The 19,070-nt window shown below is 71.6% G+C and carries 11 protein-coding genes and 3 pseudogenes; 4 read left to right on the top strand and 10 right to left on the bottom strand.

The window, feature by feature from the left end; translation table 11 throughout:
• The first annotated feature begins 9 nt into the window (after window positions 1-9).
• The 4 genes from nuoL (at window position 10) to recQ (ending at window position 7,387) form a co-directional block, all read left to right on the top strand.
• Window positions 10-1,911: an NADH-quinone oxidoreductase subunit L gene (gene nuoL, locus LNW71_RS12165; protein ID WP_250968253.1), complete on the top strand. Its 1,902-nt coding sequence runs from the start codon at window positions 10-12 to the stop codon at window positions 1,909-1,911.
• Window positions 1,912-1,915: 4 nt separating this feature from the next.
• Window positions 1,916-3,511, top strand: coding sequence for an NADH-quinone oxidoreductase subunit M (locus LNW71_RS12160; RefSeq protein WP_250968252.1), 1,596 nt, complete (start codon window positions 1,916-1,918; stop codon window positions 3,509-3,511).
• Entirely contained in the window at window positions 3,508-5,169 is a 1,662-nt protein-coding gene (gene nuoN / locus LNW71_RS12155; RefSeq protein ID WP_250968251.1) for an NADH-quinone oxidoreductase subunit NuoN, read from the top strand. Before LNW71_RS12160 ends, nuoN begins: the two co-directional genes overlap by 4 nt.
• A 163-nt stretch (window positions 5,170-5,332) precedes the next feature.
• Window positions 5,333-7,387: a DNA helicase RecQ gene (gene recQ, locus LNW71_RS12150; protein WP_250968250.1), complete on the top strand. Its 2,055-nt coding sequence runs from the start codon at window positions 5,333-5,335 to the stop codon at window positions 7,385-7,387.
• A 24-nt stretch (window positions 7,388-7,411) separates the two neighbouring features.
• Here the strand turns inward: recQ and LNW71_RS12145 are convergent, their stop codons facing one another.
• From LNW71_RS12145 to LNW71_RS12100, 10 genes and pseudogenes are all read right to left on the bottom strand, one after another.
• Entirely contained in the window at window positions 7,412-8,020 is a 609-nt protein-coding gene (locus tag LNW71_RS12145; RefSeq protein ID WP_250968249.1) for a Uma2 family endonuclease, read from the bottom strand.
• Window positions 8,021-8,126: 106 nt separating this feature from the next.
• Window positions 8,127-10,831, bottom strand: a pseudogene (locus LNW71_RS12140) (fumarate reductase/succinate dehydrogenase flavoprotein subunit); the annotation flags it as partial.
• A 26-nt stretch (window positions 10,832-10,857) separates the two neighbouring features.
• Entirely contained in the window at window positions 10,858-11,622 is a 765-nt protein-coding gene (locus LNW71_RS12135; protein WP_250971975.1) for an ABC transporter ATP-binding protein, read from the bottom strand.
• A gap of 37 nt (window positions 11,623-11,659) precedes the next feature.
• Window positions 11,660-12,490 (bottom strand): annotated as a pseudogene (locus LNW71_RS12130) (ABC transporter permease); the annotation flags it as partial.
• Complete coding sequence (locus LNW71_RS12125) at window positions 12,487-13,854, bottom strand: ABC transporter substrate-binding protein (RefSeq protein ID WP_250968248.1); 1,368 nt, start codon at window positions 13,852-13,854, stop codon at window positions 12,487-12,489. The gene LNW71_RS12125 and the pseudogene LNW71_RS12130, both read right to left, overlap by 4 nt.
• Before the next feature lie 15 nt (window positions 13,855-13,869).
• Window positions 13,870-14,097, bottom strand: a complete 228-nt coding sequence (locus LNW71_RS12120; RefSeq protein WP_250968247.1) for a ferredoxin family protein — start codon at window positions 14,095-14,097, stop codon at window positions 13,870-13,872.
• Window positions 14,098-14,139: 42 nt separating this feature from the next.
• A pseudogene (locus LNW71_RS12115) lies at window positions 14,140-14,909 on the bottom strand (GntR family transcriptional regulator).
• 144 nt (window positions 14,910-15,053) lie between these two features.
• Window positions 15,054-15,701: a GPP34 family phosphoprotein gene (locus LNW71_RS12110; RefSeq protein ID WP_250968246.1), complete on the bottom strand. Its 648-nt coding sequence runs from the start codon at window positions 15,699-15,701 to the stop codon at window positions 15,054-15,056.
• On the bottom strand, window positions 15,698-16,927 hold the full coding sequence (gene fahA / locus LNW71_RS12105) for a fumarylacetoacetase (protein ID WP_250968245.1): 1,230 nt from the start codon (window positions 16,925-16,927) through the stop codon (window positions 15,698-15,700). Before fahA ends, LNW71_RS12110 begins: the two co-directional genes overlap by 4 nt.
• Before the next feature lie 148 nt (window positions 16,928-17,075).
• Window positions 17,076-19,070 (bottom strand): CocE/NonD family hydrolase, encoded by a 1,995-nt coding sequence (locus tag LNW71_RS12100; RefSeq protein WP_250968244.1) that lies wholly within the window; start codon window positions 19,068-19,070, stop codon window positions 17,076-17,078.

The following is a 19,070-nucleotide window of genomic DNA, read 5'->3' as shown; positions in this document are numbered from 1 at the left end:
CTGGACCCAATGAACGCAGAGAACCTGATTGCGCTGCTCGTAGCGGCGCCCCTGCTCGGAGCGGCGGTGCTGCTCTGCGGCGGCCGGCGGCTGGATCGCGTGGGCCACTGGCTCGGCACCCTGTTCGCCGCCGCCTCGTTCGTCATCGGTGTCGTGCTCTTCCTCGACATGCTGGGGAAGAGTGCCGAGGACCGTTCGCTGCACCAGTACCTGTTCAGCTGGATTCCGGTCGAGGGCTTCCAGGCCGATGTGGCCTTCCAGCTCGACCAGCTGTCGATGACCTTCGTTCTGCTGATCACCGGTGTGGGCACGCTGATCCACATCTACTCGATCGGCTACATGGAGCACGACGAGCGCCGGCGCCGTTTCTTCGGCTATCTGAACCTGTTCCTCGCGGCGATGCTGATCCTGGTCATCGCCGACAACTACCTGCTGCTGTACGTCGGGTGGGAGGGCGTCGGTCTGGCGTCCTACCTGCTCATCGGCTTCTGGCAGCACAAGCCCAGCGCGGCCACCGCGGCCAAGAAGGCGTTCCTGGTCAACCGGGTCGGCGACATGGGCCTGTCGATCGCGATCATGCTGATGTTCACCACCTTCGGCACCTTCGCCTTCGGCCCCGTCCTGGAGGCGACCGGTGACACGAGCGAGGGCAAGCTGACGGCGATCGGCCTGATGCTGCTGCTCGCCGCGTGCGGCAAGTCCGCCCAGGTGCCGCTGCAGTCCTGGCTGGGTGACGCGATGGAGGGCCCGACCCCGGTCTCGGCCCTTATCCACGCCGCCACCATGGTCACCGCGGGCGTCTACCTCATCGTTCGGTCCGGCGCGATCTTCAACGCCGCCCCGGACGCACAGCTGGTCGTGGTGGTCGTCGGTGCGGTCACGCTGATCTTCGGGGCGATCGTCGGTTGCGCGAAGGACGACATCAAGAAGGCCCTCGCCGGGTCGACGATGTCGCAGATCGGCTACATGATCCTGGCCGCCGGGCTCGGCCCGATCGGCTACGTCTTCGCGATCATGCACCTGGTCACGCACGGCTTCTTCAAGGCCGGGCTCTTCCTCGGCGCCGGTTCGGTCATGCACGGCATGAACGACGAGGTCGACATGAGGAGGTTCGGCGGCCTGCGGAAGTACATGCCGGTCACCTTCGTCACCTTCGGGCTCGGCTACCTCGCGATCATCGGCTTCCCCGGACTGTCCGGCTTCTTCTCCAAGGACAAGATCATCGAGGCGGCCTTCGCCAAGGGCGGCACCGAGGGCTGGATCCTCGGCGCGGTCACGCTGCTGGGCGCCGCGATCACCGCGTTCTACATGACGCGCGTGATGCTGCTGACGTTCTTCGGTGAGAAGCGCTGGCAGCCGGACGCGGAAGGCCATGAGCCGCATCCGCACGAGTCCCCGAAGTCGATGACCATCCCCATGATCGTCCTCGCGTTCGGTTCGGTCTTCGCCGGCGGCTTCTTCTCCATCGGCGACCGCTTCCTGCACTGGCTGGAGCCCGTCACCGGCCACAGCCACGGAGACTCCCCGGTGAGCGCGACCACCGTCACCGCCGCCACCATGGTGGTGCTCGTCATCGGTGTCGGCATCGCCTGGGCGATGTACGGGCGCAAGCCGGTGCCCGCGGTCGCCCCGCGCGGCTCGCTGCTCACCCGGGCGGCCCGCCGCGATCTCCTCCAGGACGACTTCAACCACGTGGTCCTGGTCCGAGGCGGCGAGCACCTCACCCGCTCTCTGGTCTACGTCGACCACACCCTGGTCGACGGCGTCGTCAACGGCACGGCCGCCTCCATGGGCGGGCTCTCCGGCCGGCTGCGCAAACTGCAGAACGGCTACGCCCGCTCCTACGCGGTCTCGATGTTCGGCGGTACGGCGGTTCTCATCGCCGCGACCCTGCTGATGAGGGCGGTCTGATCACATGTCCTTTCCCCTCCTGACAGCGACGGCGGCGCTCCCGGCGATCGGCGCGGTCGCCACCGCCGCCGTCCCGGCCGCGCGACGCACGTTCGCCAAGTGGCTGGCGCTGCTCTTCTCGCTGGCCACCCTCGTCCTGGCGGGCGTCGTGCTCGCCCGCTTCGAACCGGGCGGCAGCCGCTTCCAGCTCACCGAATCGCACGCCTGGATCAAGGACTTCGGCGTGCGGTACGAGCTGGGGGTGGACGGCATCGGCGTGGCGCTCATGGCGCTCACCGCCCTGCTCATGCCCTTCATCATCCTGGCGGGCTGGCACGACGCCGACCCGCTGGAGAACCAGAGCCGCCGCTGGCGCCCCACCCAGGGCTTCTTCGCCCTGATGCTGATGACCGAGGCGATGGTGATCCTCTCCTTCGAGGCCACCGACGTCTTCGTCTTCTACATCCTGTTCGAAGCCATGCTCATCCCGATGTACTTCCTCATCGGCGGCTTCGGCGACCGGGCCACCTCCTCCGCGGCCGCCGCCGCGGCGGGTGGCGGGGACGAGAACGCGGCGGCGCAACGCTCGTACGCCGCGGTGAAGTTCCTCCTCTACAACCTGGTCGGCGGCCTCATCATGCTGGCCGCGGTGATCGGGCTCTACTCGGTCGCGGGGACGTTCTCGCTCTCCGAGATCGCCGAGGCCCGCGCCAACGGCTCGTTCTCCATGGCGACCAGCACCGAGCGCTGGCTCTTCCTCGGGTTCTTCTTCGCCTTCGCGGTGAAGGCCCCGCTGTGGCCGCTGCACACCTGGCTGCCCAACGCCATGGGAGAGGCGACCTCCCCGGTCGCCGTGCTGCTCACCGCGGTCGTCGACAAGGTCGGCACCTTCGCGATGCTGCGCTTCTGCCTCCAGCTCTTCCCGGAGGCCAGCAAGTGGGCCACGCCGGTGATCCTGGTCCTGGCACTGATCAGCATCGTGTACGGGGCGCTGCTCGCCGTCGGCCAGCGCGACATCAAGCGGCTGATCGCCTACGCGTCGATCTCGCACTTCGGCTTCATCGTCCTCGGCATCTTCGCGATGACGAGCCAGGGCCAGTCGGGCGCGACGCTCTACATGATCAACCACGGCATCTCGACAGCCGCGCTGATGCTGGTGGCGGGCTTCCTGATCACGCGGCGCGGCTCGCGGCTCATCGCGGACTACGGCGGAGTGCAGAAGGTGGCCCCGATCCTGGCGGGCACCTTCCTGATCGGCGGCCTGGCCACCCTGTCGCTGCCGGGGCTCGCCCCGTTCGTCAGTGAATTCCTGGTCCTGGTCGGCGTGTTCTCCGCATATCCGGTGATCGGCATCATCGCCACCACCGGCATCGTGCTCGCCGCGATCTACGTCCTGGTCCTCTACCAGCGGACGATGACGGGACCGGTCAAGGCCGAGGTCCAGGGCATGGCGGACCTCAGGGTCCGTGAGCTGGTGGTGGTCGTCCCGCTGATCGCACTGCTGATCTTCCTGGGCGTCTACCCGAAGCCGCTGACGGACATCGTCAACCCGGCGGTGCAGCACACCATGTCGGACGTACAGAAGAAGGACCCCCAGCCCGAGGTGGAGGCCGCCAAGTGAGCGCAACAGCTGTCCACAGCCTGTGGACAACGGCGGGCGGGGTGACGTCGGCCGCCCCCGAGAAGTTCAAGGCACCGGTCATCGAGTACGCCCAGCTGACCCCGGTCCTGATCGTGATCGGCGTCGCCGTCCTGGGCGTGCTCGTCGAGGCCTTCGTGCCGCGCCGGGCCCGCTACTACACGCAGGTCTTCCTCACGGTCGCCGCCCTGGTCGCCGCGTTCGCCTCGGTGATCGTCCTGGCGGCCGGCGGATACGGTACGACAAAGGCGCACATCGCCGCGATGGGGGCCGTCGCCGTCGACGGGCCCGCCCTGTTCCTGCAGGGCACCATCCTGCTGACGTCGCTGGTCGCCGTCTTCACCTTCGCCGAGCGCAGGCTCGACCCCGCGTCCCACGGCAACCGCATCGACTCGTTCGCCGCGCAGGCCGCGTCGGTCCCCGGCAGCGACAGCGAGAAGGCCGCCGTCAAGGCCGGGTTCACCACCACCGAGGTCTTCCCGCTGATCCTCTTCTCGGTGGCGGGCATGCTGGTCTTCCCCGCGGCCAACGACCTGCTGACGCTCTTCGTGGCGCTTGAGGTCTTCTCCCTCCCGCTCTACCTCCTGTGCGCCGTCGCCCGTCGCAAGCGGCTGATGTCGCAGGAGGCCGCGGTGAAGTACTTCCTGCTCGGCGCCTTCTCCTCGGCGTTCCTGCTCTTCGGGATCGCCCTGCTCTACGGCTACGCGGGCTCCGTCTCGTACGCCAAGATCGCCACGGTCGTCGACGGTTCGATCCAGCAGATCGACCCGGCGCTCGCCGACACCATGGGCAACGACGCGCTGCTGCTCATCGGCGGCGCGATGATCCTGACCGGCCTGCTCTTCAAGGTCGGCGCCGTCCCGTTCCACATGTGGACCCCGGACGTCTACCAGGGCGCCCCGACCCCGGTCACCGGCTTCATGGCCGCGGCCACGAAGGTCGCCGCCTTCGGCGCCCTGCTGCGCCTGCTGTACGTGGTGCTGCCCGGCCTGACCTGGGACCTGCGCCCGGTCATGTGGGGTGTCGCGATCCTGACGATGCTGGGCGGCGCCATCGTCGCCATCACCCAGACCGACATCAAGCGGCTGCTGGCCTACTCCTCGATCGCGCACGCCGGCTTCATTCTCGCCGGTGTCATCGCCGCCACGCCCGAGGGCGTCTCCTCGGTCCTCTTCTACCTGGGCACGTACTCCTTCGTGACGGTCGGCGCCTTCGCCGTCGTCACCCTGGTGCGCGACGCGGGCGGCGAGGCGACGCACCTGTCGAAGTGGGCCGGGCTCGGCCGGCGCTCGCCGCTGGTCGCCGCGGTCTTCGCGGTGTTCCTGCTGGCCTTCGCCGGCATCCCGCTCACCTCGGGCTTCTCCGGGAAGTTCGCGGTGTTCAAGGCCGCGGCCGACGGCGGTGCGGGCGGACTGGTCGTCGTCGGTGTGATCTCCTCGGCGATCGCCGCGTTCTTCTACATCCGGGTCATCGTGCTGATGTTCTTCAGTGAGCCCAAGGCGGACGGCCCCACGGTCGCCGTCCCGTCCCCGCTGACGATGACCACGATCGCGGTCGGTGTCGCGGTCACCCTGGTGCTGGGTCTGGCCCCGCAGTACTTCCTCGACCTGGCGAGCCAGGCGGGAGTCTTCGTGAGGTAGGGCACAGGCGTACCACCGCTGCGACGGCGCCGGACGGGCTTGGAAGTCAAGCCCGTCCGGCGTTGTCGTACGTGGCGCCTATCGTGGCAGGGGAGTGCGGAACGGAACAGGACAGACACCGGGGGACAGAGCAATGGGCGGGACGGGCGTGACGGACGTGACCATGGATGCGACCGAGAGCGATGCGCGGCAGACGCTGCACCGGGTCTTCGGGTACGAGACGTTCCGCGGGGAGCAGGAAGCCGTCGTCGACCACGTGGTCGCGGGCGGGGACGCCGTCGTACTCATGCCCACCGGCGGCGGCAAGTCGCTCTGCTACCAGATCCCGTCCCTGGTCAGGTCCGGTACGGGCATCGTCATCTCGCCGCTGATCGCGCTGATGCAGGACCAGGTGGATGCCCTGCGCGCGCTGGGCGTGCGGGCCGGATTCGTCAACTCCACACAGGACTTCGACGAGCGGCGCTCCATGGAGGCGCAGTTCCTCGCCGGTGAGCTCGACCTGCTCTACCTGGCCCCGGAGCGGCTCCGGCTGGACTCCACCCTCGGGCTGCTCTCCCGCGGCAGGATCTCCGTCTTCGCCATCGACGAGGCACACTGCGTGGCCCAGTGGGGCCACGACTTCCGGCCCGACTACCTGGCTCTGTCCGTGCTGGGCGAGCGCTGGCCCGACGTCCCCCGCATCGCACTGACGGCGACGGCGACCGAGGCCACGCACCAGGAGATCACCCAGCGCCTGGGCATGCCCGACGCCAAGCACTTCGTCGCCGGCTTCGACCGGCCCAACATCCAGTACCGGATCGTGCCCAAGGCCGATCCGAAGAAGCAGCTGCTGTCCTTCCTCAAGGAGGAGCACGCCGGGGACGCGGGCATCGTCTACTGCCTCTCGCGCAACTCCACCGAGAAGACCGCCGAGTACCTCTGCCGCAACGGCATCGAGGCCGTCCCGTACCACGCGGGTCTGGACGCGGGCACCCGCGCGGTCCACCAGTCCCGCTTCCTGCGCGAGGAGGGCCTGGTCGTCGTCGCGACGATCGCCTTCGGCATGGGCATCGACAAGCCCGACGTGCGCTTCGTCGCCCACCTCGACCTGCCGAAGTCCGTCGAGGGCTACTACCAGGAGACCGGCCGGGCCGGCCGGGACGGCGCCCCGTCCACGGCCTGGATGGCCTACGGGCTCCAGGACGTCGTCCAGCAGCGCAAGCTCATCCAGGGCGGCGAGGGTGACGAGGCGTTCCGCCGCCGGGCCGCCTCGCACCTGGACTCGATGCTCGCGCTGTGCGAGACCGTGCAGTGCCGCCGGGCCCAGCTCCTGAAGTACTTCGGCCAGGAGCCCAGCACGGCCTCCTGCGGCAACTGCGACACCTGCCTGGCCCCGCCGGAGACCTGGGACGGCACGGTGGTCTCCCAGAAGCTGCTGTCCACGGTGGTACGTCTGAAGCGGGAGCGCGGACAGAAGTTCGGCGCGGGCCAGATCATCGACATCCTGCTGGGCCGCAAGACGGCGAAGGTCATCCAGTTCGACCACGACCAGCTCTCGGTGTTCGGCATCGGCGAGGAGCTGGCCGAGGCGGAATGGCGGGGCGTGGTCCGGCAGCTCCTGGCCCAGGGCCTGATCGCGGTCGAGGGCGAGTACGGCACGCTCGTGCTGACCGAGGAGAGCGGTTCGGTGCTCGGCCGGGAGCGCGAGGTGCTGCTGCGCAAGGAGCCCAAGAAGGTCACGTCGGCCCGATCCGCGTCGAAGGGCGGCAAGGGCAAGGCGGCCGCGGTCGCCGACCTCCCGGAGTCGGCCGTCCCGGTCTTCGAGGCCCTGCGCGCCTGGCGCGGCGCCCAGGCCAAGGAGCTCGGCCTCCCGGCGTACGTGATCTTCCACGACGCGACGCTGCGGGAGATCGCCGCGCTGCGCCCGGCCTCGCTCGGCGAGCTGGGCGGGATCAGCGGACTGGGCGAGAAGAAGCTGGCGACGTACGGCGAGGGCGTGCTGGAGGTGCTGGCGGAGCTGCCGGGCGACCCGGGCGCGGCACAGCCCGCCGGACCCGCCCCGGCCGCGGAAGCAGCGCCTGCTCCGGACAGGGACACCGCGCCCGCCCCGGCCGCGGAAGCATCGCCTGCCCCGGCTCGGACCACCGCGCCTGAGCCCACCCCGGCCCCGGTCCGGGAGTCCGGTCCGGACGCCGATCCGGAGTTCGGCTGGGACGAGGAGCCGCCGGAGTACGAGTGAGCGGGGTGCCGGGGTGCGGCGGGGCTACTGCGGGTCCGCCGCCCGGCGCCGCGAGACGATCGCGGTGAGGTCGAGATCGAGGGGGAAGGGCGCGGAGACCTTCATCCGGTCGTGGAAGATCCCGGTGGAGGTGTACGCCCCGGTGGCCGGCTCCAGCTCGAACACGTAGACGACCGCGCGGCCGTCCTGGTTCTCCACCCGCCAGTAGTGCGGGATCCTCGCCCGCGCGTACTTCACGGGCTTGGTCTCCCGGTCCCGGGTGACGGACTCGTCGGACACGACCTCGATCGCGAGCAGCACGCTGCTCGCGGGGAACCGCGTCTGCCGCAGACTCTCGACCGCTTCCGCGCGGACGACGACCACATCGGGTTCGGGCCGGTTCTGGAAGTCGACGTCGATGGTGAATTCCCGCACGACTTCAAGGTCCCGCGGAGCCAGCGACTGCAACTGCCAATTGAAGAAGTCGACCGCCCGCGAATGGAAAAGGGTCTGCGGACTCACGAAAACCAGGCTCCCGTCGATCAGCTCCGTGTGCGGAGGCAGATTCGGGAGTGTGTCCAGGTCATCGGCGGTCCAGCCGCCCACGGGCGGGACCGCCCACCGCGGCTCGGGGGCCTCGGGTTCGACGCTCATCAGTGCTCCCATGGGCCGGAGTCTGGCGGGTCCGTCCAGCGTATCCGCCCGGAACCGGCACGGGCCTGCCTGAACGTGTGAACGAGTCACGCGCCGTTGACCGCCATCCCCTGGCCGCATAGGCCCGTACATCCGCGTCCGGGTCCGCGACCGCCCCGCAAGAGCCTCCCGCGCCGCCGAGTCGCCCGGGTGACGCAGCAGGGCCAGCACCGCCGCCTTGCGCACGTCCGCGTTCGGGTCGGCCAGCGCACCGGCCAGCGGGGTGACCGCCTGCCCCGGGTCCGCCGAGGACAGCGCCGCCGCCGCGCCCGCCCGGACCTGCCAGGCCGGGTCCGCCAGCGCGGCGGTTGCCCGCGCGGCGTACGGGGCCGGGCACCCCGTCTCCGCCAGCGCGGCCAAGGCGGCGGCCCGCACCAGCGCGTCCGGGTCGTCCAGCAGTGGGGCGAGCGGGCCGGGGGCGGGGGAGCGGACCGCGGCCAGCCCCTTCGCCACGGCCACCCGGACCTCACGGGACGCGTCGGCGGCGGCCCGGACCAGTCCGTCCACCGCGTCCACGGACACCAGGGCCCGGACGGTCTCTACCCGCACATCGAGATCCGGGTCGGTGAGTGTGCGGGCGTACAGCTCCGCGTTGCCCAGCCGCAGCGCCCGCAGGGTGTCCAGCGCGGCGGCCCGCACCACCGGGTCGGCCGAGGCGAGCGCGGTGACCAGGGGCGTCCGCAGCGCCGGTTCGGGCTCCAGTACCTCGACCAGTTCGCGCAGGGATGCGGCGACGGCCGCGCGGACGGTGGGGGCCGCATCGGCGAGCGCGGTGGCCAGGGCGGGCCCGGCGCCCCGTGGGGTGGACTCGGTGAGCGCGGCGACGGCGGCGCGGCGGACGCCCGGGTCGGGATCGGCCAGGTAGGGGGCCAGGTCCGCCAGATCGGGCTCGCCGTCCGTGAGGGCCAGCAACTCCAGGATGCGCGGGGAAGTGGCGCTGACAGCAACGGGGGAGTCGAGCGAAGGCGAAGGCGTACGAGCCGAGGCAGAAGCCGGCGCCGCGTCACGCGGACCCGCCGTCCCCACCCCTTCCGGCTCCACCTCGCCGATCCGCCGCACCGGGCCGCCCGCCGGGGCGAACCCCTCCACCGGCACCAGGTACGGCGCCACCGGCCGGGCCGTGAACTCCATCGCGCCGGAAGCCGACTTGTACAGGTCCAGGTGGTGGAACCAGTCCGTGTCGTCCCGCTCCGGATGGTCCGTGCGCTCGTGGTAGAGGCCCCAGCGGGACTCCGTGCGGGCCAGCGAGGAGCGGGCCGCCATCTCCGCGCAGTCCCGGATGAACGACACCTCGGCGCACCGCATCAGCTCGTGCGGGGTCTTCGCGCCCATCTCCGCGATGTCCGCGCGCATCCGCTCGAACGACTCCAGGGCGATCGAGAGCCGGGCACCGGACTTGGGCGGTGCCACGTAGTCGTTCACGAAGCGGCGCAGCTTGTACTCGACCTGCGGCTGCGGGGGACCTTCCGGGTTGCGCAGCGGCCGGTAGACCAGTTCGTGGGCGGCGGCGAGCTGATCGGCGGGCAACTCGCCCTCGTACGGGGTGAACCGGGCGGCATCCGCGCCCGCCAGGTCGCCGAAGACGAACGCACCGATCATGTAGTTGTGCGGGACGCAGGCCAGGTCCCCGGCCGCGTAGAGCCGGTCCACGGTGGTGCGGGCCCGGTCGTCGACCCGGACGCCGGAGGCCGAATGACCGCCGCACAGGCCGATCTCGGAGATGTGCATCTCGATGTCGTGGGTGCGGTAGTCGTGGCCGCGCCCCGCGTGGAAGGTGCCGCGGGTGGGCCGCTCGGTGGTGTGCAGGATGGACTCCAGCGCGCTGACCGACTCCTCGGGGAGATGGCTCAGCTTCAGGTACACCGGGCCGCGGTCGGAGGCCACTTCCGCCGCGAACTCGGCCATCATCTGCCCGGACCAGTAGTCGGAGTCCACGAAGCGTTCGCCGTGCCGGTTGACCTGGTAGCCGCCGAAGGGGTTGGCGACGTAGGCGCAGGCCGGGCCGTTGTAGTCCTTGATCAGTGGGTTGATCTGGAAGCACTCGATGCCGGTCAGCTCGGCGCCCGCGTGGTAGGCCATGGCGTAGCCGTCACCGGCGTTGGTGGGGTTCTCGTACGTGCCGTAGAGGTATCCGGAGGCGGGCAGCCCGAGCCGTCCGCAGGCGCCGGTGGCCAGGATGACGGCGCCCGCCCGGACGGTGACGAACTGCCCCGACCGGGTGTTGAAGCCGGCCGCCCCGATCGCCCGGCCGTCGTCGCCGGTGAGGATGCGCACGGGCATGACGCGGTTCTCGATCCGGATGAGCTCGCGCATCTCGCGGCGGCGCAGCTGCCGGTAGAGGACCTTCTTCACGTCCTTGCCCTCGGGCATCGGCAGCACGTACGAGCCGGAGCGGTGCACCTGGCGGACCGCGTACTCGCCGTGCTCGTCCTTCTCGAACTTCACGCCGTACGACTCCAGCCGCTGCACCATCGCGAAGCCGCGTGTGGCGGTCTGGCGGACGGTGGACTGGTCGACGATGCCGTCGTTGGCACGGGTGATCTCGGCGACGTAGTCGTCGGGTTCGGCGCGGCCCGGGATCACCGCGTTGTTCACGCCGTCCATGCCCATGGCGAGGGCGCCCGAGTGGCGGACGTGCGCCTTCTCCAGCAGGAGGACGGAGGCGCCGTGCTCGGCGGCGGTGAGGGCCGCCATCGTGCCGGCCGTACCGCCGCCGACGACCAGTACGTCGCAGGAGATTTCCTCGGCGTCGGCGAGGGCGGGGATCTGCACGGGGGTGCCTTTCGGAAGAGGGGAGTTCAGGCAGCGGGGGCGGGGGCGAGCGATTCGAGGACCTCGCGGCGCAGCGCGACCGTGGCCGGATCGGTGTGGGCGGCGCGTTCGCGCGGGCGTGGCACGGGCAGCACCCGGCCGGTGGAGAGCAGCGCGACGCGGTCGCCGAGGAACAGCGCCTCGTCCACGTCGTGCGTGACGAAGACGACGGTGGCGCCGGTCCCCTGCAGCACGTCCACCAGCAGCTGCTGCATCCCGGCCCTGGTCTGGGCGTCCAGCGCGCCGAACGGCTCGTCCATCAGGACCGCGCGCGGCCCGGCGGCCAGCGCGCGGGCCAGCTGGACGCGCTGGCGCTGGCCGCCGGAGATCCGGTGCGGAAGCTTGGTGCCGTGCTCCTCCAGGCCGACCCGGGCCAGCCAGGACCCGGCGCGTGCGCGGCGTTCGGCGCGCCCCACCCCCTGGATGGCGAGGGGCAGTTCGACGTTGGCGCGGACCGTGCGCCACGGGAGCAGTGCGTCGTCCTGGAAGACGAGGGCCCGCTCGGCGCGGGGTGCGGTGATGGGTTCGCCGTCCTGGCTCACCTCGCCGCCGAGCGCCGGGAGCAGCCCGGCAAGGGTGCGCAGCAGAGTCGACTTCCCGCAGCCGGACGGGCCGACGACGGTGAGGATCTCGCCGGGTACGACGTCGAGGTCGAGCCCGTCCAGGACGGGCACCCCGCCCCGGCCGAGGGTGACGCCCCGCAGGGTGAGCCGCACGCCCCGGGGGGCGGGCGTGGAGGTGTCGGTGGTCATGGGCGCACCCGCTCCTTTGCCGTACGGACCAGTGGGACGGCGGTCGCCGCCGGGGGACGGCCGGGGCGGGCCGGCGGCGTACGGGAGTTGTCGGGCGGCTCTCCGTGCGCGGCAGCCAGCGGGTCAGCCTGCGGCCCAGCAGCTCGACCGCCGTCGAGGTCAGCCAGCCGAGCAGACCGATGGTGGCCATGCCGACGAAGACGCCCGGGTAGTCGACGACGGTGTAGTCCTGCCAGGTGCGGTAGCCGACCCCGTACTCGCCGGAGATCATCTCGGCCGAGATCACACAGATCCACGACACCCCGATCCCGACGGACAGGCCGCCCAGGATGCCGGGGAGCGCCCCGGGCAGGACGACGGACCGCAGGACGCGCCACCGTCCGCCGCCCATCGTCAGGACGGCCTCCTCCCACACCGGCGTCAGCGCCCGCACCGCGTGCCGGGTGGAGACCATGACGGGGAAGAACGCCGCGGTGCAGGTGATGAAGACGATGCCCTGCTCGTTGCTGGGGAAGAGCAGGATCGCCACCGGGACGAGCGCGATCGCCGGGACCGGGCGCAGCACTTCGAGGACCGGGCCGAGCAGATCGGCGGCGATGCGCGAGCGGGCCACGGCCGTGCCGACGGTGACGCCGAGCACGGCGGCCAGCGCGAAACCGGTGACGATCCTGGTCAGGCTGTCGGTCAGGTCCTGCCAGTACGCGTCGCCGGAGATCCGGTCACCGAAGGCGCGGCCGACCTCCGTCACGGTCGGGAACTGCTCGAAGCGCAGCCACAGATTGATGTCGTAGGAGGTCAGCGCCTGCCAGAGGCCGAGGACCGCGACCAGCGAGAGCGCCCGGCGCACGAGCGACCACCGGCCGCTCATGAGGCGGACCGGGCCTTGTCCAGGGCGGTGGCGTACGGGACGGTCCGGGAGCCGGGGTGGGCCGACACGTAGGCCCGGGCCGCGGACCCGGTGACGAAGGGCCGCAGTTCGGCCCCGTCCGAGACCCACACCGCCCGGTCCGCGAACCAGAGCGTGCCGGTGCCCGCGTCGGGGACGTACGCCACCCGGACCGCGTCGCGGTGCGTGGCCACGTACCGCAGCAGTGCGGTGGGGGTGGGATACGCGGTCGTGGTGTCCTTCCCCTTGAGCCACACCTCGCCGCCGCGCCGGGCGGGCGGACCGGCGGCGAGGGCCTTCGCGTAGCCGGCGCCGTACACCCGCTTCAGGTAGCTGTCGTCGACGAAGGCGTCGACGTCGACGTCGCCGACGAGCTTCGCCGAGCGCAGCACCGGGACGTCCTTCTTCAGCGCCGCGATCAGTGCGGGCTTCAGTGTGGTGTCGAAGGTGGCGATGCCCTGGGCGCCGTTGTAGAGGTGGACGACCTCGGCCGGCAGCCCGGTGGCCTTCGCGACCGACTCGGAGGCCGCCACCGGGTGCTGGTGGAGGTAGTCGGTCGCCCGGCCCTGGGCGCGGAGGAAGTCCGCCACGACGGCGGGCCGCTTCTTCGCGAAGTCCTGGCCGACCGTGACCCCGTGGAAGGTCGGCAGCTTCAGCTCGGCGCCGTCGTACAGCGCCTTGGCGCGGCCCTGGAAGGCGAGCAGCCCCGGCCAGGCGACGAACTGCGAGAGGGCGTCCGCGCTGCCCGCCTGGAGCGCCGAAGCACCCACCGCGGGCTGCTGGTTGAGCTTGCGGATGTCCTTCTCCGGGTCGAGGCCGGCCTGCTGGAGGGCGCGGACCAGAGTGCCGTCGGCCGCCGAGCCGACGCTCGTGGAGACCTTCTTGCCGCGCAGGTCGGTGAGTGAGCGGAGCTCCGAGTCCGGCCCGGTGACCACGGTGTTGAGGCCGCCCGCCAGGTTGTACCCGGTGACCGAGACGAGCCGGGTGGGGCGGTTCAGCTGCTTGCCGCGGGCCGCGTTGATCAGGAGCGGGAAGTCGCCCATCGAGCCGATGTCGATCTTCCCGGCGGTCATCTGCGCGGTGATCGGGGCGCCGGTGGCGTAGTCCTGCCACTTCACCTTGTACGTGATGCCGTCCCGCTCACCGCGGCTGCGCAGCTCGTCCTCGAAGTAGCCGAGGGAGCGCAGCAGGGTGCCCGCCGTGACGGTGTTGATCGTCCGGGACTGGTAGCCGACGGTCACCGTGACCGTGCCGCTGTCGCCCGCGCTCGCCGAGCTGCCGCAGCCCGCCGTCAGCGGGACCAGCAGGGCGGCTCCGAGCAGGGCGCCGAATGCCTTGCGTCGCATGGGGAACCGGGCCTTTCAGCGGAGTAGGTAGGGCATGTTGACGGTGACCGCGTCGGTGGGGCACCGGGCCGCGCACGGGCCGCAGTACCAGCACTCGTCCACGTGCATGTACGCCTTGCCGCTCTCCGGGTTGATGGCGAGGGAGTCGAGCGGGCACATGTCGACGCAGAGCGTGCAGCCGTCGATGCACTTCGACTCGTCGATGGTCACGGGCACGTCGGCCCGCTGGGGCGCCAGAGGCATGGCGGTCTCCAGGTAGGTGGTGATGAGGCGGGAAGGGAGCGGTCAGCCGGACCGGTGCAGCAGGGCGCTCATGCTGATGCGGTCGCCGCGGAAGCGGATGAACTCCAGGTCGACCGGGCGCCCGTCGGCGAGATGGGTGAGGCGCTCCAGCATCAGCACGGCGGAGCCGCGCGGGGTCTCCAGGACGGCGGCGGAGTGCGCGTCGGCGTTGACGGCCTCCAGGGTGATCTCGGCGGTGCCCAGCGGCTGCCCGGTCAGGGACTCCAGCAGCCGGAACACATCGGTGTTCTCCAGGTCGGCGCCCAGCAGCCCGGTCCCGATGTCCATGGGTACGTAGGTGAGGTCGAGGGAGAGCGGCAGCCCGTTCAGCAGCCGGCGGCGCTCGATGTAGAGCACGTCGGTGTGCTCGGCGACGCCGAGCCGCCGGGCGACGGGAGCGGGTGCGGGGACGGGCCCGACGGTACGGACCTCGTTGGTGACCCTGCCGTGTTCGCGCAGGATCTCGGCGAGCCCCTGGAGCCGGTCCAGGGCGTGCGGGTACTTCTCGCTGACGACGACGGTGCCGACCCGGGCTGCCGCTCGACCAGGCCCTCGCCGCGGAGCAGGTCCAGGGCCTGGCGGACGGTGTTGCGGGAGACGCGGTAGTCGGTGCCGATGGTGTCCTCGTACGGCAGCACGCCACCCGGGAACGCACCCGTGCGCACCTGGTGGCGCAGCAGGTCGGCGAGGAGCCGGGCACCGTCCGCGCGCAGCCGGCGCCGGCGGGCGGCGGCGACCGGCACGGTGTGCTCGCGGATGCGTTCGGCTGGCATGCGGTGGACCATACCGACGCCGTACGGGAGTTGGTGTTGCCGCAGTGTTGCGCCACCTGGGCGCCCCCGGCGTACGGCTGTGACCTGCGGCGATGTGGCCGGTGGCGGGAAGATCTGCCACCGGCGCCCCGGGGTGGGCGGACCCTACCCGCCGCCGCCCGACTGGTTGGACCTGTCCTGGCGGACGTTGCGGTGCACCGCGTGCGCCGGCCACTGTTCGCGGATCAGGTGGCGCATCGCGCCCCGGCTGCCGCGGCCGGTGGCGACGAAGCGGGTGAGGCCGGCCGCCGACACGAGGGCGGCGAGTGCCCGGCTGCGGTGGTCGGGGAAGCCGGCCTGCTCCGCGGCGGCGAACCGCTGCCGGGCCTGGGCGGCCAGGTCCTTCGCGACCACCGGGTGGCGGTGGTACGGCAGCAGGCCGAGGAAGCGGCGGGTCTCCCGGCGCAGCAGGCCGCGCTGCACCAGGGCGTCCAGATACATCCCCTCGACCTGCCGCGCGGTGTGCCGCACCCAGCGCCGGGCGGCCACGCCGGAGCCGGACCTGCTCTTCCCCGGCGCGGGCAGGCTCCGCATCAGCGCGGCGAGCAGCGGGTCCGGCGGCTCCAGCGGGTTGACCACCTGCACCTGGCCGCGCTGTTCGGCGATCCGGCCCTGGAGCTCCAGTTCGGCCAGGGCCGCCCCGGCCATCGCGTACTCGAGGAAGCGGTTGCGGCAGTACGGCTTCCCGCGCTGCGGGTCCAGCGCGAGCAGCAGGAGTTCCTCGGGCAGCGCGGGTCCGGGCGGCAGGCTCATGGCGCGGACACGATCCGTCCGGTCACTTCGCCGAGGCCGACCCGGGTGCCGTCAGGACCCGGTGCCCAGGCCGTGATCGTCACCGTGTCGCCGTCCTCCAGGAACGTCCGCTTGCCCTCACGGAGTTCGAGCGGGTCGCGCCCGTTCCAGGTGAGTTCGAGCAGCGAGCCGCGCTGGGCCGGCTCGGCTCCGCTGATGGTGCCGGAACCGTAGAGGTCACCGGTGCGCAGCGAGGCGCCGTTCACCGTCATCTGGGCCAGCTGCTGGGCCGCTGTCCAGTACATGGTGGAGAACGGCGGCTCGGCGACGACCTGGTCGTTGATCGCGACGGAGAGCCGCAGGTCGAAGCCGCCCGGCTCCTCCTCGTCCGCGTCGTCGAGGTAGGGCAGCAGCGGGAAGTCGCGGGCGGGCGGGCCGGTGCGGGCCGCCTCCAGGGCCTCCAGCGGTGTCACCCACGCCGAGACGGACGTGGCGAACGACTTGCCGAGGAAGGGGCCCAGCGGCACGTACTCCCACGCCTGGATGTCGCGCGCCGACCAGTCGTTGAGCAGCGACAGACCGAAGACGTGCTCGCGGAAGTCGGCGAGCGCGACGGACCGGCCCTGCTCCGAGCCGACGCCGACGACGAAGCCGACCTCGGCCTCGATGTCCAGCTTGACGGACGGGCCGAAGACGGGAGCCGGGTCGGCCGGTGCCTTGCGCTGTCCCGACGGGCGCGCCACATCCGTACCGGAGACCACGACCGTGCCCGCCCGGCCGTGGTAACCGATCGGCAGGTGCTTCCAGTTGGGGGTCAGGGCGTCGCCGTCCGGGCGGAAGATCCGGCCGACGTTGGTGGCGTGGTGCTCACTGGCGTAGAAGTCGACGTAGTCGGCCACCCGGTAGGGCAGATGGAGCGTCACGGAGTCCACCGGGTGCAGCAGCGGTTCGATGTCCGCGCGGTGGGCCGGGACCGTCACCCACGCGGTCAGCGCCCGGCGCACATCGCTCCAGGCGGTGCGGCCGGCCGCGAGCAGCGGCATCAGGTCCGGATGGGCCAGCAGTTGCGCATAGGGCGAGCCGAGGGCGAGCGCGGCCGCCCCGGCGTCCAGCACATGGCGGCCGATGCGGACGCCGACCCGTCGCTCGTCGGGGCGGTCGGGGGTGGAGAACACGCCGTACGGAAGGTTGTGCGGACCGAAGGGATCGCCCTCGGCCAGTTCGAGCGGGCTGCTCTGCTCGGGCATCTGTTGCTGCCTCGCTTTCCAGGTCGCTTGAGGGACACGTTACGTCGGAGGTACTACCCGGCGGCAGTGCCCCAACCATCCCCAATGCCCGGAAAGTTCCACCGTATCCCCGCGCACGGACTGGTACGCGGGGGCACGGCGGTCCCGTTCAGCCGGCCGTGCGCGGGATGCGCTTCTCCCAGGTCCGGTGGAAGACGACCTCGTCGCCGTCCTTGCACACCACCTCGTTGGAGGTGATGAAGTCGGCGGCGTCGGCGGTGATCTCGGAACGCGTCTCGACCAGCACGTTCCAGCCCAGCTCCGGCCGGTGCAGCCGGACCGTCCAGTCGGACCGGGTGCGCGCGGAGAGCGGGTCGCTCTCCTGGACGGTGTACGTCTCCACCGCGTCCTCGGTGAATTCGAGGCCGTCCGGGTAGACCCGGGTGCCGCCGTAGCGCGGGTCCACCTCCATCCGCCACTCGCCCTTGGCGACGTCGCGGATCACCAGGCGCTCGGGGCGCTGCTCGTCGAGCGTGGCCGGGTAGACGACGCCGAGCGGCTCCGACTGCTCCGGCTCCTCGAAGTGGATCGAGGGGTCCTCGGTGTGCCGGCGCACCGGCAGCTCGACGAAGCTGCCTTCGGCGTCCAGGGTGAAGCCCGCCGAACCGGCCTGCGGCCAGATCCACGGCCAGTACGAGGAGGAGACCGCGAGCCTGATCCGGTGGCCGGGCGGGAAGGTGTGCCCGATGCCGTTCAGGTCGAACGTCACGTCCTCGGTCGCCCCGGCCGGCCAGTCCTCGGCCCGGTCCCGGCCGTGCCGGGCGGAGAGGTTGAGGACGCCGCGGGTGACGAGGGTGGAGGAGCCGTCCGGGGCGACGTCGCAGAGCCGGGCGATCGCCTGGCCCCGCGGCACGTCCATCCGGATGCGCAGCCGTACCCGGGGGCGGCCCAGGATCTCGATCGGGGCGGCCTCGACGGGGAACTCGAAGGACACCGACTTGGCGTCCTCGTCGCGCTGGTCGGGCGGCAGGTCCGCGTCGTTGCCGAACGGGAAGAACCGGCCGGCGTCCACCCCGGTCTGCTGCGGCGAGTCGACGGTCTGCGGCCCGCCCTGCAGGGCGTACGCGACCGGCGAGACGTTCTCCGACGGCCAGCTGGTGTCCCCGACCCAGCGGCCGGGCAGCGTCTCGTACACCGTGGCGGGCCGGTGCGACTCGCTGATCCAGGACCGCAGCAGCGGCTCCGCCATGACGCCGGTGTCCTTGCCCTTCAGGTGCTGGTCCCACCAGCGCAGCGTCTCCTGGAGGAAGCCGATGCCGGGCCCCGGCGGCAGACCGCGGTCGGGGTACTGGTGCGACCAGGGCCCGATCAGCCCGCGGACCTTCGCAGGGTCCAGGTGCTCGACCAGCCGGAGCACGGTGTCGCGGTAGGGGTCGTGCCAGCCGCCGACCGCGAGGACGTTCGCCTCGATGGCGGAGTAGTCCTCGCAGACACTGCCGTGCTTCCAGTAGTCGTCGCGCGTCTGGTGCGCCAGCCAGGTGTGGATGAAGGGATCGACGGCCTCCAGCCGCTCCAGCCACATGTCCTTCCACGCGTCGCCGACCTGCGCCGGGTCGGGCGGCCGGCAGACGAAGGCCAGCATGGTCGCGGCCCAGGCGTGCATGTCCACGGCCAGGACCGATCCGCCCATGTAGTGGACGTCGTTGTCGTAGCGGTCGTCGGCCGAGCACACGGTGACGATCGCCTTCAGCGGCTCGGGGGCGAGCGCGGCGATCTGGAGCGAGTTGAAACCGCCCCAGGAGATGCCGAACATGCCGACCCGGCCCGAGCACCACTCCTGCTGGGCCAGCCAGTGCACGACGGCGACGCCGTCGGCGAGCTCCGTCGCGTCGTACTCGTCGCCCGGCAGCCCCTCGCTGTTGCCGTGGCCCCGCACGTCGACCCGCACCGAGGCGTAGCCGTGGCCCGCGTACCAGGGGTGGCGCTGCCAGTCGCGCGGCGCCGTCCAGTCGCTCAGCCGGTACGGGAGGTACTCCAGCAGCGCGGGTACGGGTTCGTCCGTGACCGGCCGCCAGATCCGGGCGTACAGCCGGGTGCCGTCCGGCAGCGGGATGCGGATGTCCTCGTGGGTCGTCTCGTACGGGAACTCGGTGCGGATGTGCAT

Source organism: Streptomyces sp. RKAG290 (assembly GCF_023701695.1).
Taxonomy (GTDB): Bacteria; Actinomycetota; Actinomycetes; order Streptomycetales; family Streptomycetaceae; genus Streptomyces.
This window is presented reverse-complemented; position numbering and strand designations above follow the sequence as displayed.

What these genes read in the sequence shown, in the direction of transcription:
- nuoL (WP_250968253.1), top strand. Translation starts at nt 10, where the DNA reads ATGAACGCAGAGAACCTGATTGCGCTGCTCGTAGCGGCGCCCCTGCTC.
- LNW71_RS12135 (WP_250971975.1), bottom strand. Translation starts at nt 11,622, where the DNA reads ATGACCACCGACACCTCCACGCCCGCCCCCCGGGGCGTGCGGCTCACC.
- LNW71_RS12120 (WP_250968247.1), bottom strand. Translation starts at nt 14,097, where the DNA reads ATGCCTCTGGCGCCCCAGCGGGCCGACGTGCCCGTGACCATCGACGAG.
- LNW71_RS12110 (WP_250968246.1), bottom strand. Translation starts at nt 15,701, where the DNA reads ATGAGCCTGCCGCCCGGACCCGCGCTGCCCGAGGAACTCCTGCTGCTC.
- LNW71_RS12145 (WP_250968249.1), bottom strand. Translation starts at nt 8,020, where the DNA reads ATGAGCGTCGAACCCGAGGCCCCCGAGCCGCGGTGGGCGGTCCCGCCC.
- LNW71_RS12100 (WP_250968244.1), bottom strand. Translation starts at nt 19,070, where the DNA reads ATGCACATCCGCACCGAGTTCCCGTACGAGACGACCCACGAGGACATC.
- recQ (WP_250968250.1), top strand. Translation starts at nt 5,333, where the DNA reads ATGGATGCGACCGAGAGCGATGCGCGGCAGACGCTGCACCGGGTCTTC.
- LNW71_RS12160 (WP_250968252.1), top strand. Translation starts at nt 1,916, where the DNA reads ATGTCCTTTCCCCTCCTGACAGCGACGGCGGCGCTCCCGGCGATCGGC.
- LNW71_RS12125 (WP_250968248.1), bottom strand. Translation starts at nt 13,854, where the DNA reads ATGCGACGCAAGGCATTCGGCGCCCTGCTCGGAGCCGCCCTGCTGGTC.
- fahA (WP_250968245.1), bottom strand. Translation starts at nt 16,927, where the DNA reads ATGCCCGAGCAGAGCAGCCCGCTCGAACTGGCCGAGGGCGATCCCTTC.